Here is a 13,915-nt window from a genome sequence, read left to right on the forward strand (position 1 = left end):
GGCTCTGGGAGGTAATGACGCCCTTTGCGGAGGCCAGCAGGTAGCCGGTACCCAGCGCGACGCGCTACTTCAAGAAAAGCCCCCACTGGTATACCAGTGGGGCTTTTTTTGAAGTAGAGCACAACACTTACTGGGCTGTAGCTTGGCCACTACCCTCTGCTTTGGGCCGACGGATACTTAGCGGCTGCTTGGTAGTGTTGGTTCCTACCGTGAGGTGAAGGTTGTAGTCGCCAGCGGGTAAGCCCGTGAAGTCCAGTGTTTGGTTGTGTGGGCCCGAAGCCTGACGGCGGTAGTCAGATACGCGCACTACAATACCGCGCTGGTCGTAGAGCACCCAGCCCAGGGGCATTTCCTCGCCCAACTGGTAGTTCATCTGCACTACTCCGTTGGATGGGTTGGGGTACACACTCATGTGGTTTGCGCCAATGGCAGGAATGCTGCTCTTCGCCGTGGTAGTGGCGGCTACTTCCACCGTGGCGGGGTCAAGCCGCCACTGCTGATTTTCCTTACCCGTATAGCGCCACTGCTGAATACCGCCATCAACTGAATCTTTGGCAGTCAGAGCCTTATGACTGTGCTTGGCAATGAGCTTATAGTAGCCGTCGCCGGCATCCTCAATTTTCCAGAGCTGATTGTTGCCGCTGTAGTAGTTCCACAAGTCCATGCTGCGCCGTTGGAGGTAGAACTGCCCAGTACTTCCATCACTTTACTGCTGCCCTGCACCAGCAGGCGGTAGTAACCACCGTCGCCCACGCTTTCAATCCGCCAGTGTGGCGCCGACATTCGCACTTGTGAACTCTTGAAGGGTCGGCTATCATCGGCTACCTCCAGGGCTGTTCCGTTGGCCCGGTCGCGTAGCGTGTACACATTGCCCGACACCACCTTTGTAGGGTTGCTAATGGGAGCCCCACCGGGCTTGGCAGTTGATTTTGTTGTAGTTATTAAGGCAGTTGCCGCAGGAGTGGTAGCAACGGGAGCGGCCACCGGAGCAGCTTTAGCCACAGCCGCAGCTTTCTTCGATGACTTATCTGCTGGCTGGTCTGCTGCTGGTGTAGTTTTGGTAGGTGCGGCCGCTGCTCTGGCCGGCGCCACGGCAGCGGCTACTGCTGGCTTAGCAGGCCCGGCCAAGTCGGGCGTGGTGGGCGACCCCACAGGGTACAGATTGGTTGACGGGATGGGTTGCGTAGCCTGGCCTGGCGGCATCCACTGGAGTTGCACGCGGGCTTCGCCATCCTCATTGTAGTACTCCAGCTTGATGGTTGTTTTCTCGCCGGCTGCTAGGCTTATTGTGGCGCCATCAATTTTCATAGAGCCGCGGCCGTTCCAGGTATCTAGCACCTTGCGGCCGTTTACCCACAGACGCACTCCGTCGGGGCTGTTTACGGCAAACTTATAATTGCCCGTAGAGGGTGCTGATACCAACCCTTCCCAGCGCACGGAGAAGTTATCAGCAGGAAGTTCTTCGGCGGGAGAGCCCATACCCCACCGAAAGTCGACGGCGGCATCAAGGCGCTTGAGCACGGGGGCCCCGGCCAAGCTGCCGTTGTTGAAATACACCGCCGTGAGGCCGGTGCCCTGCACGAAAGCCAGGGGCGATTCTACAGGAGCTGAAATAGGACCGCTAATGTCTGCCGCTACAGTGGCGTTGATTGGCGCGGCGCCAAGTAAACTCAACCCCAGAATAGAACTGAACAGTACGTTTCTCACAACAAGAAAAGAGTTGGGTGAACAGGCCAGAGGCAAGTAGGATGCTAAACCGCCTTTCGCACAGAGCGCACAACACAGTTTGCAGTTTATAACTTCTCGGAGCCAACACAATATAAATCAATAACTCCCGCATTTACCCTATTTACTTTCCATAATGCCATTAATCAGTTTTTTAATCCACCACAAAGCGCCACAGTATCTTTTTTGGCTTAGCAGATTAGAAATTGAGGGTGCATTTTTACGCAACGTTACCGCTCGGCCATGACCATTGCTACTTCCTACTTGACCACGCCAATTGGACTATTGGAACTGCGCGGATCTGATGCCGGGCTTGAGGCCGTGCGCTTCCTAGACGACTCCGCCGGGCTAAGCGAAACAAGGACCAGTGCCGTACCAAGCTGCCTACAAGAAGCCCAGCGTCAGCTACGTGCGTACTTCGGCCGGGAGCTACGCGACTTCTCGCTTACGTACGCCGCGGGGCAAGGCACATCGTTTCAGCGACGCGTTTGGGAACTGCTTCCTACAGTTGGGTTTGGGCGCACCGCTTCCTACCTCGACCTTGCGCGGCAACTAGATAATGTGGGGGCTGTGCGGGCAGTAGGTGCTGCCAATGGTCAGAACCCGCTGGCTATTGTATGGCCGTGCCACCGCATTATTGGCGCAAGCGGACAGCTAACGGGCTACGCCGGTGGGCTACCACGCAAGAAGTGGCTTTTAGAGTTTGAGCGCCCCGCCTTCCAACAGTCTTTGTTCTAGCAACCGCCAAGCGTCTTGGTGGCATCACCAGGTAAAGGGGCCCTACCTGCTAGTAGGCGCATACTAAGCGCGGCCAGCAGCTCAGCAGGCTCTATTTTATGCTCCAATAAACTTGCGTAGCTCTTTATAGAGCACGTTGTGCTGCCAGTAGAGTTGCAAGACCATTGCCGCGTGCTTTTTGCCGGGCAAGACAGTAAGCGTAGGCTGCTGCCCCAGCTGCGTCAGGCGGGCCTGAAACTTCTCGGCACTGCTACGAATGGAAGGGTAGGTTTGCCCACCAATAAACAGGCGCATGGGGGGCATATGGGCGGATGCGTGATACAGGGCCGATACATCGCGCCATTGCGCTGGATCTTTACCAAACGGCACTAGGTATTGCTCGTCGCCGGGGTACTGCATCTTTTGCAGGTAATCGAACATATCGAGGCCAGCGGGGTCATCGAGAAAAACCCCACGGATAGCATGTTGGGCTACCCCGTGCCGGGCCAGTAGTCGGTCGTCAGTAGCTAGGAGGGCAGCCAGCCCACCACCGGCCGAATGCCCCATCAAGTACACGCGTTGCGGGTTGCCGCCGTAGTCGGCAATGTGGGCTACCGTCCATGCCACGGCGCGGGCGCAGTCGTCGGCCATAGCGGGCACTTCCACTTTGGGCGCCAACCGGTAGTTGACGACGACTGCCACGATGCCCTGCTTGGCTAGCCGACGACCAATAAAAGAGTAGAAGTTTTTACTGCCACTGTTCCAGCTTCCACCATGAATAAATAGCACCACCGGGCGCGGGGTGGCAGCATGGTCTTTGGGCGTGTACACATCAAGCCGGTGGCGCTCTGTGTCGAACGTAGGGTCAGTGGTGGGTACGTAGGCTACGTCTTGCGTGCGGCGGCTGGGCCGTGCTGTGGCGTATTCGTGAGCAGCTACTACTAGCAGAATAGCAGCCACCGTGGCGGGCAGAACCCGGAAGAAGAACAAGCGCATTCGGAATACAGGAAACGAAAAAGGTCCGGCAGCAAGCCGATTGATACCCTACGTACTACGCAGCAGGCACCTCGGATTTACGAGGCCCGGGGATGGCAACGCGGGAAGTGAGCCAGGGTTGCCGCTACCGGGTTATATTTGAAGGCCGACTAGTTTTTCACCGGCTTATCTGCTCTATGTTTTTTCGCACTTCCGCCTTTTCTCTGGCCGCTGCTCTCCTGTTGCTAGCGGCCCCCACCCACGCCCAGCGCAAAACTAAAACCAAGGTCAAAACCGAATCGGGGGCTACCATCAGCGCGGCTACCCGTCTGCAACCTCTTTTCGGAAACCTCACGGCGACCCAAGCCGAGGCCGCGCTAGGGTCGGCCTTCATCACGAGCACCGTGCAGAGCTTTGCCTCCCGGGCCGAAGCCAGCCGCTTCTTTTCTTCCAAAGGCTACGAATACCTGAACGAGAACCAGGCTGATACGGCGGCCTACCGCTTCAACTTAGCCTGGGTGCTTGACCCCAAAAACCCCGATGCCTACCGTGGCCTAGGCGTTATTGCCAGCCGCAACCCAACCCCCGACGAAGCTATCAGCCTGCTTACCCAAAGCCTGGCCCTTGATGCCAAGAACGTTAACACCCTCAGCGACCTAGGCGCCAGCTACCTCATTCGCTACCAGCAAAGCAAAAAGAAGAAAGACCTCACTACCGCCCTGGGCTACCTGCAACAAGCTGTGGCAATGGAAGGTGGCAATGGCGTAGCTTGGCAGCACCTGGGGCGAGCGTACTACTTTCAGGAAGACTACACCAAAGCGTGGGAGGCTATCCACAAGGGCCAGCAAATCAGCCTAATGAGCTTAGACTTCGACCTGATTGCGGACTTGAAGGAGAAAATGCCCGATCCGGCCGGCCAGTTTAAATAAGCCAATAAAACGTCTTTGGCTGGCGTTAAGAAACCGCCGCTGCCTGAGCGGCGTATCTCGAGGCCCATCACCTTTGCATCTGTTGCGTGAATATTCGTCCTCTGCTGCCCGCCTTCCTATTGCTCTCCTTCGCTGCCACGCAGCGCGCCGATGCGCAAGACTTCCAGCGCCGCCATCGCCACTACGATGGCAATGCGCGGCCATACTACCGTGGCCCCGTTCGGTTTACCCTGGGGCTGGGAGCCACCTATTACAACGGCGACTTGACCAGCCGCCTAGGCGACCAGTTTATTGGCCCGAGTGCCAGCTTGGGTGTGCTCTATAAGGTGCGCCCGCACTGGTTGGTGGGAGGTGAAGCCACCTACTTCCAAGTGGGGGCCAAAGACTACCTGCCCGAGCGGGGCTTGGCGTTTCGGGGCCGCAATGGCGCGGGTACAGCTTTCCTGCGCTGGGAGCCGCTGCACGATGAAGGTGCCTACGCCGACCCACGCCGCCCGGCGGCCCTCGTGAAGCCGTACCTAAAAGCGGGCTTTGGCTTCTTGCTCTACAGTCCGGAGTCCTACCGCGGCACCATGCGCCCCGACGATAACACGCCGTTTCTGACGCCGGAGCGCAACGATTATCCGGCCCTGAACATCACGGTGCCAGTAGGCATTGGGGTTACGTTGCGGCTCACACCCAAGCTGAATGCGTCTCTTGAGGGCAGTTACAATTTCACCTCCACCGATCAACTCGATGACATCAGCCCCGCGAGCGGACGGTCTACCTCGGCCCTCAACGACAATTATGGCCTGCTAGAGCTAAAGCTGGAATACGCGCCGTGGCGCTAGGCCAACGGGCCGCTCTCCGCGCGTAGAGCATAGGAGAGCACAAAGAAAGAATGGCTGTACGAGTCACCCTTCCTTTACTTTGCCTACGCCGTAAATAAGAAAGGCCCGCCATGTGGCGGGCCTTTCTTATTTGCTAGCCAATAAGCAGCAGAAGATTACTGCTTTACAAAGCGTTGATGAAACACTTTCTGTCCGTCGCTGACTGCAATGGTGTACATGCCTTGAGCCAAAGACGCCACGTTTAGCTGGCCATTCTCCAAGCGCGCACCTGTTACTGCCGCGCCGCGCAGGTCCGTTACGACTACTGACTTCACCGTGGCCCCATTGGGTAGCGCAATGCTTAGGGTAGTAGTAGCGGGGTTCGGATATACTTCCAGTTGCTTGGCCACTTCGTTGCCGATGAGCGTACCGCCGGTGAGGCCGGCCACGCCACCTTCTGCCAGCGCTGCGCCTCCTGTAATATTGACGGTGTAATCTTCCGTTTCGCCGTAGCTGTAGGCATTGCAGCTCGTTGTAGCCGAAGCATCGCTCATAACTAGGCGCAGCCGCGTGGCGCCGCTCTTCGCCGTAGTGGGCACCGTGAACGTGGCCGACAAGGTGCCACTGCTCGACGACGACCCCGACACTACCAGCTCACCAGAGTCTATAAAGTCGCCATCTTGATTGTAGTCGATGTATACTTTCCAGTACTCGGTGTAGGCCGAGGATGCATACCCAGCCGAGAAGTTGATAGTTTGCGACGAGCCCGCAGCAATGGAAGTTGATGTGGCCGTACCGTTGTAGTAACCGGCATCAGCACCCGAAGTGCGCGCAATGGTGCCCAGCTTCACGTAGTCAATCCACTCGTATGCTACGTTGTTGCCCTTGGAAGTGCAGTAAGCCACCGTGGTTGGCGGCGGAGTGGTAGTACCGCCACCGGAGGCAGCTCCTACGCCTACCGCGTGCCACGCATTGGTAACGGCCGTTACTTGGGCCGAGCCAGCGCCGTACAGGTCGGTAGCCGCCGAAATGGCGGCCGTGCGGGCATTGGCGAAGGTAGAGGAAGCCGTGAGGTACACGCTTTCTGTGCGATATGCAATCTTGGCGGCGGACTCAATACCTACGCCGGTTACGGAAAATGCGCTGCCGATGTCGTTGGTGCCCGTGCCGCCCTGGCTTAGCAGGTAGAACCAGTAATTGAGTACCCCTGAGTTGGTGTGCACGCCACCGTAGTCGTTGGCGGAAGTGGGCGAGGTAGTAGTCGCTTTCCAGTAAGAGCCTTGTAGGTGTCGGGCTGGCTGTAGGCGTTGGGGTTGCTCATGGAGCGCAGGGCACCCCCGGCTCGCATAATCTCTTCCCCAATCAGCCAGGTGCTCTTGCCAGCCAGGCCGTAGGTAGCGGCAGCACGGGCTTCTACGCAGGCACCCCAGATATCGGAGAAGCCTTCGTTCATGGCACCCGACTCGTTCTGGTACGTCAGGTTGGCGGTTTTCTCGCACACGGCGTGCCCAATTTCATGGGCGCACACATCCATAGACGTAAGCGGCTTGAAGGTAGTAGCACCGTCGCCGTAGGTCATCACCGAGCCGTTCCAGTAGGCGTTTTCATAGCCAGCACCGCCCGGTACATCATCATAGTGCACGTAGCTCTTTATTTTGGCGCCGGCGTTATCATAAGAATTACGTCCGTGCACGGCACTCCAGTAATCGTAGGTTGCCTGGGCTCCAAAATGAGCGTCGCCGGCCACGTTGTCGTAATTGGCGTTGTTGTACTCGGCAGCCGTCCAGTTATTGTCGGCATCTACGAAGTCAACGGCAGCGGTGTAGCTGTTGCTCCTTTTGCAGTTGAACGTTTCAATGCCTAAGCCTCGGGTGTACTCACGCAGGCGGTAGCCACCAGTAGTTGTTTCCGTAGCAAAGGAGCGGGTGCCGCTGTAAGCCGTTGCAAACGAGGCAGTAGCACCAGCGTGCTTTATGATATTGTCCTGTAGCACAACATCACCAGTTCGTGCGTCCACGTAAATAAAGGCGCGGCTCAGGGGCTGCTGAGCGTATACATTAAACTTCCACGCCAATACGGGCTTACCAGCCTGGGCGGGGTCTTGGCTCCGCTCGTTGCGCACAATTACTAGCTCACCCTGGGGCTTATAGGTAGCGCGCGGGTTGTTTTCCATCTGCTTCAGACCAGCCTCTTCGCGGGCATCCTGCCACATGTACTTGCTGGCTCCTACAAAGCTCAGGGCCCGGTTGAGAGCGGCGGCGGCGCCCAAGGTGGGCGTGGTATTCAGGGCACCGATTCGCTCAAACTGCCCGCTAATGCTGGTAATGCTGCCTTGCTTGGCGTGCACTGAGTACGTAGCATGCTCTACCTTAATGCCTTTGTAGTACTGGGCGTACTTCTCGTGCACAAAGCCCAAGGGGTCTACCTCAGTTGTCGTGCGCAGCATTTTATCGTCGGACACAAGCTGCAACTGCTCTTTCAGCGCCTGTTCTGCTTGGCCCAGGCTGTACGGTTGGCCTACTGCCCGAAACTGCACCATGTAGGGAGTGCCGTTGTCATTCAGTGTTTTTTCCTTGACACGGGAGTAATCTTGCGCCTGTGCGCTAGACACAGCTAGTCCGCCAAGCAGCAAAAGTGCTGTAGGGTACTTGTTGATCATAAAGTTGGGGTTGGTTGTGGAAAAGAATTGAGCGGCTGTTTATATAGTGTCCTAGGTTAGGAAGCACAACTAAACGAAAGCAATTTAATAATTTTTTAACCTAATTATAACTTTATTAACAATAGTATTTCATCTAGGTCGTTTGATACAAATTTTATCATTTTCTAACACAAATAGCCACAAACGTCGTAATCACCCGATTTGGGCCCTGTATGAATGGGTGTAGGTAATTTGCTGTAGCTACCTTCACGCACGTCTTTTCAGCACCCGCCCTTTTTTATACAATCTCAGGAAGAATATATGCCATTTAATGAACCAGATTTTTCGGCCCGCTGGAGCCTTAAAGGTCAAGTAGCACTCGTGACAGGCGCCTCCAAAGGCATTGGCGCGGCCGTAGCCGCCGAGTTATTAGCCTTGGGTGCTACTGTAGTAGCCGTTGCCCGCCAACTTCCAGCGCTAGAGGAGCAAGTTGCCGCTTGGCGGGAGCAAGGCTACGATGCCCACGCCCTAGCCGCCGACGTTAGCCAGCCCAACGACCGGCAGGTTCTGTTGGCAGAAGTTGCTCAGCGCTGGCCCCACCTGCACATTTTGGTCAACAACGCGGGCACCAACATTCGCAAGCCTACTACTGCGTACTCCGAGGAAGAGTATCGACACATTATGGCTACCAACTTAGATTCGGTGTGGGAGATGTGCCGGGGCGCCTACCCACTGCTGCAAGCGGCTGGCGGTGGTAGCATTGTGCAGGTATCGTCGGTGGCTGGCCTTACCCACGTGCGCACAGGTGCTATTTATGGCATGACCAAAGCGGCCTTGGTGCAGCTTACCCGCAACCTGGCGGCGGAGTGGGCTCCAACAAATATCCGGGTCAACTGCGTGGCACCCTGGTATATTCACACCCCCCTGGCGGCTGGCGTGCTGCAAAACGAAGACTACCGCCAGCAGGTAGTGGCGCGCACTCCGTTGGGCCGCATCGGCGAGCCGGAAGAAGTAGCAGCGGCCGTAGCTTTCCTGTGCTTACCAGCCGCGGCCTACATCACCGGCCAAACCTTAAGCGTAGATGGTGGCTTCACAACCAACGGTTTCTAATGGCACATCATCTTCAGGGAGCCTGCTAGGCAACCACCTCACCGCAAGCGCGAAAGCCGGCTCTGCTCCGTTTTAAGAAACGAGCAGGGCCGGCTTTCACTTTCTAGCTATTCGGTGGTGCGAGCTAGCAGAGTTGCTTCAGGGCTGCTTCGTAGCGGGCCAACGTTCCTTCGGCAGAAGCTAGGTACAGGAAGGGTTCGATAAGCTCCAGCTCCATCAGCAGCAGTTGTCCGGCGGCATCCACTCCGTCTACACGGGCGTACAGGCAGCCGGGGGCAAACCGCTTGATGATATTATCGGCGGCGCGGCGCAGGTGGGCGGGCGCTTCCCGGGGTTCGATGCCGCCACCTAGGTAGTGCTGCACCCGGAAGTCGCCTGACTTAGGAGTTTTGAGTACGCAGTGGCTATACTCGCCCCCAAAGTAAATCAGCGACCATTCGCCTTCCGCCTGAATTTCCGGCTGGAAGGGCTGCACCAGAAAGTCTTCGTGGCGCAGCAGCTCACGCAGTTCTGGCTGACGAATAGCTGACTCCTGGCGGGTGAGAGCAAAGGTATTCTTGGCTCCGCCGCTCACCGCTGGTTTCACTACTAGCTGTTCGCTCCCGAGCTGCTCAAATAGGTCTTCTACCACCAACTCACTACCGCGGGTCAGCCACTGCGTGGGTACAATGCGCACGCCTTCGCGCTCCATGTCTAGGAGGTACTTTTTGTTGGCATTCCAGCGCACTACGGCGGCAGGGTTGAGCATGCGCACACCCAGCTGCTGCATGTGGGCCAGCCACTGGTAAAACTCATCTACCCGGTCGAAGTAGTCCCAGGGTGATTTTACAACGACGACATCGTACCGCAGCCAATCCACGGCCGGGTTGGTCCACACGCGCGGTTCCACACTGTGGCCCTGTTGGCGCAGGTAGTTGGTAAGTAGGCTATCCTCATCCTCCACATTGGGGGCAGCGTACTGGGCGAGGCTTTCACAGGTTACAAGGGCAATGTTCATTAGGGAGTATGCTGGTTTTTCACTGTTGCCGCGTGGCTTCTACCGATATGGCTACCGGGCATCGGTGTGTTCTACGAACAAGCTAGAAGACGGCTTATCAGACGAAAAGGTGTTTGGCGCGGTTGCGCTGAGGCTCGCAAACTTGCTAGAGTGGGCCGCCGTTACGTAACGCCGGCCAGTGAGTGCCTTACTTTTTAGCGGCCGTGAGGTAATCGGTAGCGAGGGTAGCCAGCGTTTTTACGCCGAGGGTCAGACCACTTTCATCAATGAAGAAGCCCGGCGTGTGGTGAGGTGCCGTTTCGTCGGGGTTCTTACCCTTGGGCATGCCCCCCACGAACACGAAGAGGCCCGGTACCTTCTCCTGAAAATACGCGAAGTCCTCGGCCCCCATCACGGCCTTTTGCAGCTCCACGTTGCTTGGGCCGGCGGCGCGTTGTAGGCTAGGCAGCATTTGTTCAGTCAGGCGCGGGTCGTTGAAGGTAATGGGCGCGTAGTTTACAATATCAACCTCCGCCGTAGCGCCGGCGCTTTCGGCAATATTGGTGGCCGTGCGACGGATGGCTTCCCAAATTTTCTGCTGCATCTCTTTATTGAGACTCCGAATGGTGCCCGTCAGCTCCACCTGTTCCGGGATGATGTTGTTGCGCACGCCACCGTGCACCATACCCACCGTCAGCACGGCGGCGTCTTCGGTTAGTTGCACCTGCCGGCTCACAATGGTTTGCAGGCCTAGAATAATCTGAGCGGCCGTTACCACGGGGTCTACGGACAGCCAGGGGTAGGCACCGTGCGCCGACTTGCCTTTCACCTTGATATTAAACACGTCGGACGAAGCCATTTCGCCGCCGGGGCGGTAGCGCAAGGTGCCTACCTCCGTTTGTGCATTGATGTGGACGCCGAAGATGGCATCAACCTTGGGGTTTTCAAGGGCACCTTCTTTCACCACGAGGCGGGCGCCCCCCTCCTGGCCCGGCAAAGAGCCTTCTTCAGCCGGCTGGAAGATGAACTTCACGGTACCTGGCAGGTCTTTCTTCATCTGGCTCAGCACCTGAGCGGCACCCAGCAGCATGGCCACGTGCGTGTCGTGGCCGCAGGCGTGCATTACGCCCACTTCCTGACCATTGTAGGTTGTGCGGGCTTTAGAGGCAAAAGGTAGGCTGTTGCTTTCCGTAACCGGCAGGGCGTCCATATCGGCGCGCAGGGCTACCACGCGGCCGGGCTTACCTCCGCGCAGGATGCCAACTACGCCAGTGCGGGCTACGTTGGTTTGCACTTCCAAACCCAGCTTTTTCAGCTCGGCGGCAATAATGCCAGCCGTGCGCGTTTCCTGGTTGCCAAGCTCGGGGTGCTCGTGAAAGTCGCGGCGCCAAGCCACCACTTTGGCTTCTTGCTGACCAGAAAGCTTAGCGATTTGGGTAGTAAGGGCGGCATTTTGGGCAAAAGCCGACGACGAGGCCAAGGCAAAGGCCGCAGCAGCGTAAAGAGACTTCATAGAAAGCAGGTTTTCGGATACAGTGCGGAAAAGGTACAACGCGCTCGGCAGTTGGGCACCACTTCTTACGCGTGGTACTTTTGCCCAAATTCTCTACGCATGCCTTCTTCCCCTTCCACCAGCCTCACTCGTCTTCGCTAGCTTGGCCCCAAGCGTGGCGCTACCACACCTTTCGGTGGCGGCTGGCCGTGGTGCTGGGGCTGCTACTCACACTGGCGGCCCTAATCCCCCGGTTTTTTGCCTGGGTGCAGGCCCGCCCCGGCCAGCGCCTCCCCGACCCCGTGCTGGACTGGCTACCTGCCCATGATGTGTCGGGGGCAGCCTTTGCCGTTATTTATCTGGGTATCGGGCTAGGAGTGGTGCGCTTGTTACCTCGGCCATTGCGGCTCCTGCGTGCTTTGTGGGGCTACTTACTACTGCACGGCTTCCGGTGCCTTTGTCTGTGGTTGCTACCGCTTGAGCCACCCCGGGGCCTCGTCCTACTCCACGACCCCTTGGTAGACCGGCTGTTCTACGCCGCGCCCTCCCCCATTACCAAAGACCTGTTCTTCTCGGGTCATACGGCTACGCTGCTGCTGCTGACTTTGGCCGTACCAGCCGGCTGGCCGCGCCGCGTCCTGATTGTCGCCACGGCTCTTATTGGGTTGCTGGTGCTAGTGCAGCACGCTCACTATACGTATGATGTGCTGGCAGCCGTGCCCTTTGCAGCCCTAAGCTTTTGGCTGGCAGGTAAGGTTGCGGCCTTTCGTCAGCGGCATGCGTAGGGAACTGAGCTTTCTACTTCAGATGCTTCTCGTAGATGCCAGCGGCTATTTTTTCGGTTAGGCTCTTGGGCACGAAGCTGGTCAGCGCCGCCGACACGCGGTTGAGGGCACCAGGAATAACTTCCGCTGCGCCCGTAAACATTGCCTGAATACCGATACGGGCAACTTGTAGCGGCGTCATCGACACTTTGTTGGCCGTTTCCTGCAGGGAGGCATTCATGCCAGCCCGGTCGGCAAAGTTGGTGGTAGTAGAGCCGGGGCTGAGGCAAGTAACCGAGACGTTAGTTTCGCGCAGCTCGTAGCGCAAGCCTCGGGAAAAACTCAGTAAGAAGGCTTTGCTGGCGGCGTAGAGCGTGAGGGTGGGCACGGCCTGGTAGGCAGCCGTACTAGCCACGTTCAGGATATATGCCTTCGCTTGCTGGCGAAGCAAGGGCAGCAAGGCGTGCGCTAGCTCCGTGGGTAGCAGCATGTTGAGTTGCAACATGTTTTGCTGCTCCGCCAACGATAAGTCCTCAAACTTGCCCCACAGGCCGTAACCTGCATTATTTATCAGCACCGACAGTTCTTGGGTTTGCGCCGCCGCCCAAGTAGCCAAAGCCGCTGCCGCGCCGGGCGCCGCCAAGTCTTGCGCATACACGCGCACCTCTACCCCGTACTGCTGGCGCAACTCCGCCGCTACGGCCTGCAACTGTTGCTCCGAACGGGCCGCTAACAGCAAATGGTAGCCGCAGCGGGCTAGCTCCGCGGCCATAGCTTGGCCTATTCCGCGGGAGGCACCCGTAACAAGAGCGTAAGGCATTGGTGTACTGTGCTTATGAGAGCGTAAGGTGTAAACAAGTGAAGCAACCAAGCAAGCGCGCCGAAAGCAGCGCCTACCTGTGTTGAGCAAGAAAAGGCCGGCGCTCTACTTCACCAAGTGCAGGAAACGCAGGTAAAACGGCGTGGGGCTGTTCTCGTGCTTGGGCTCATACTTGCCCGCAATAATGGGCACGTACATCACCCGGCGGCGCGACACCTCCCCTACCAGCGGCGACTGAGCTACGCGGTGCCACATGCGCCCGTCGTGCACGGTCAGGTCGCCCGGCTCGGTTTCTACGGCTACTTCGCTGGGGTCGGCGCTTACATCCTTATAGTACTTCTTGCGGAAGAGAATGTCGCGCAGGCTTTGGCGGTGAGTGCCCGGAATTACACGCAAGCCACCATTCGTGGCGGGCGTGCCATCCAGGTGAACACCAACGTTGAGCATGGGGCCAATTTTCTTCCCGTAGAATACGTCACGCAGTGAGTCTGTGTGCCACCCCATTTGCGAAAACTCGCTGCCCGTCACGTTTACATAATGGTTGATAACGAGGCCATCTTTCTCGTTTTCGCCCACGCGCCCGCCCGGTGCCTCTAGTAGCGGGAATAACGCTTTAAAGCGCGGGTCTTGCAGAAACTCGTGCAGCACTGGGCTGTGGTGAGAGGAGAAAGCAAACCGCTGCACAATGGCCGAACCGTCTACGTCCTTGCCATACTTAATTGGAACACCATTTACTTTCTGTACTCCCTCTGCCAACCAGGTGCGCTGCACCTCTTCTGAGGCACGAAGGAGGCTCTGAACGGTTTCGGGCGAAATGAAAGCACGGAAGTGCAAGAACCCGTATGTGCGAAAAAAATCCAGCTGCTCAATAGTAAGGCTCTCGCCCAGAGTAAAGCGTGGATAGTTCGGTAGTGGAGCAGACATAGGATAACGGCGGCTTGAAAAACGCCTGAAAAACGG

General features: G+C 57.5%; 14 protein-coding genes. 5 read left to right on the forward strand and 9 right to left on the reverse strand.

Going from position 1 to position 13,915, the window contains the following annotated elements; translation table 11 throughout:
* Nucleotides 1-127: 127 nt before the first annotated feature.
* Both VI25_RS02225 and VI25_RS02230 read right to left on the reverse strand, forming a co-directional pair.
* Nucleotides 128-664, reverse strand: coding sequence for an RICIN domain-containing protein (locus VI25_RS02225; protein WP_045689629.1), 537 nt, complete (start codon nucleotides 662-664; stop codon nucleotides 128-130).
* Nucleotides 559-1,707 (reverse strand): PA14 domain-containing protein, encoded by a 1,149-nt coding sequence (locus tag VI25_RS02230; protein ID WP_045689628.1) that lies wholly within the window; start codon nucleotides 1,705-1,707, stop codon nucleotides 559-561. Before VI25_RS02230 ends, VI25_RS02225 begins: the two co-directional genes overlap by 106 nt.
* 261 nt (nucleotides 1,708-1,968) lie before the next feature.
* Here VI25_RS02230 and VI25_RS02235 point away from each other — a divergent pair, with 261 nt between their 5' ends.
* Complete coding sequence (locus VI25_RS02235) at nucleotides 1,969-2,463, forward strand: methylated-DNA--[protein]-cysteine S-methyltransferase (RefSeq protein ID WP_045689627.1); 495 nt, start codon at nucleotides 1,969-1,971, stop codon at nucleotides 2,461-2,463.
* Nucleotides 2,464-2,559: 96 nt separating this feature from the next.
* Here the strand turns inward: VI25_RS02235 and VI25_RS02240 are convergent, their stop codons facing one another.
* Entirely contained in the window at nucleotides 2,560-3,438 is an 879-nt protein-coding gene (locus tag VI25_RS02240; protein ID WP_045689626.1) for an alpha/beta hydrolase, read from the reverse strand.
* A gap of 176 nt (nucleotides 3,439-3,614) precedes the next feature.
* On the opposite strand from VI25_RS02240, the gene VI25_RS02245 reads away from it, so the two are divergent.
* Together VI25_RS02245 and VI25_RS02250 are read left to right on the forward strand one after the other, a co-directional pair.
* Nucleotides 3,615-4,346, forward strand: coding sequence for a tetratricopeptide repeat protein (locus tag VI25_RS02245; protein WP_052695407.1), 732 nt, complete (start codon nucleotides 3,615-3,617; stop codon nucleotides 4,344-4,346).
* A gap of 86 nt (nucleotides 4,347-4,432) precedes the next feature.
* Nucleotides 4,433-5,176: a hypothetical protein gene (locus VI25_RS02250; RefSeq protein WP_045689625.1), complete on the forward strand. Its 744-nt coding sequence runs from the start codon at nucleotides 4,433-4,435 to the stop codon at nucleotides 5,174-5,176.
* Nucleotides 5,177-5,331: 155 nt separating this feature from the next.
* On the opposite strand, the gene VI25_RS27565 is transcribed toward VI25_RS02250, so the two are convergent.
* Nucleotides 5,332-6,378, reverse strand: a complete 1,047-nt coding sequence (locus VI25_RS27565; RefSeq protein ID WP_052695406.1) for a M4 family metallopeptidase — start codon at nucleotides 6,376-6,378, stop codon at nucleotides 5,332-5,334.
* Nucleotides 6,333-7,814 (reverse strand): M4 family metallopeptidase, encoded by a 1,482-nt coding sequence (locus tag VI25_RS27570; protein ID WP_052695405.1) that lies wholly within the window; start codon nucleotides 7,812-7,814, stop codon nucleotides 6,333-6,335. Before VI25_RS27570 ends, VI25_RS27565 begins: the two co-directional genes overlap by 46 nt.
* Before the next feature lie 300 nt (nucleotides 7,815-8,114).
* Here VI25_RS27570 and VI25_RS02265 point away from each other — a divergent pair, with 300 nt between their 5' ends.
* The gene (locus VI25_RS02265; RefSeq protein ID WP_045689624.1) at nucleotides 8,115-8,903 is read left to right on the forward strand and encodes an SDR family oxidoreductase; all 789 of its coding nucleotides are present in this window, start codon (nucleotides 8,115-8,117) and stop codon (nucleotides 8,901-8,903) included.
* Between the two features lie 124 nt (nucleotides 8,904-9,027).
* Here the strand turns inward: VI25_RS02265 and VI25_RS02270 are convergent, their stop codons facing one another.
* Both VI25_RS02270 and VI25_RS02275 read right to left on the reverse strand, forming a co-directional pair.
* Nucleotides 9,028-9,900 carry a RimK family alpha-L-glutamate ligase gene (locus VI25_RS02270; protein WP_045689623.1) on the reverse strand — a complete coding sequence of 291 codons (873 nt, stop codon included), beginning with the start codon at nucleotides 9,898-9,900 and terminating at the stop codon, nucleotides 9,028-9,030.
* A 187-nt stretch (nucleotides 9,901-10,087) separates the two neighbouring features.
* The gene (locus VI25_RS02275) at nucleotides 10,088-11,392 is read right to left on the reverse strand and encodes an amidohydrolase (protein ID WP_045689631.1); all 1,305 of its coding nucleotides are present in this window, start codon (nucleotides 11,390-11,392) and stop codon (nucleotides 10,088-10,090) included.
* Nucleotides 11,393-11,472: 80 nt separating this feature from the next.
* Between VI25_RS02275 and VI25_RS02280 the strand changes: the two genes are divergently transcribed.
* Nucleotides 11,473-12,156: a phosphatase PAP2-related protein gene (locus tag VI25_RS02280; RefSeq protein WP_161806858.1), complete on the forward strand. Its 684-nt coding sequence runs from the start codon at nucleotides 11,473-11,475 to the stop codon at nucleotides 12,154-12,156.
* Between the two features lie 13 nt (nucleotides 12,157-12,169).
* Here VI25_RS02280 and VI25_RS02285 read toward each other — a convergent pair whose 3' ends face one another.
* Nucleotides 12,170-12,955 (reverse strand): SDR family NAD(P)-dependent oxidoreductase, encoded by a 786-nt coding sequence (locus VI25_RS02285; protein WP_045689622.1) that lies wholly within the window; start codon nucleotides 12,953-12,955, stop codon nucleotides 12,170-12,172.
* 105 nt (nucleotides 12,956-13,060) lie between these two features.
* Nucleotides 13,061-13,879 (reverse strand): phytanoyl-CoA dioxygenase family protein, encoded by an 819-nt coding sequence (locus VI25_RS02290; protein WP_045689621.1) that lies wholly within the window; start codon nucleotides 13,877-13,879, stop codon nucleotides 13,061-13,063.
* Between the last annotated feature and the right edge of the window lie 36 nt (nucleotides 13,880-13,915).

The sequence above is a fragment of the Hymenobacter sp. AT01-02 genome (assembly GCF_000961955.2).
GTDB lineage: Bacteria > Bacteroidota > Bacteroidia > Cytophagales > Hymenobacteraceae > Hymenobacter > Hymenobacter mucosus.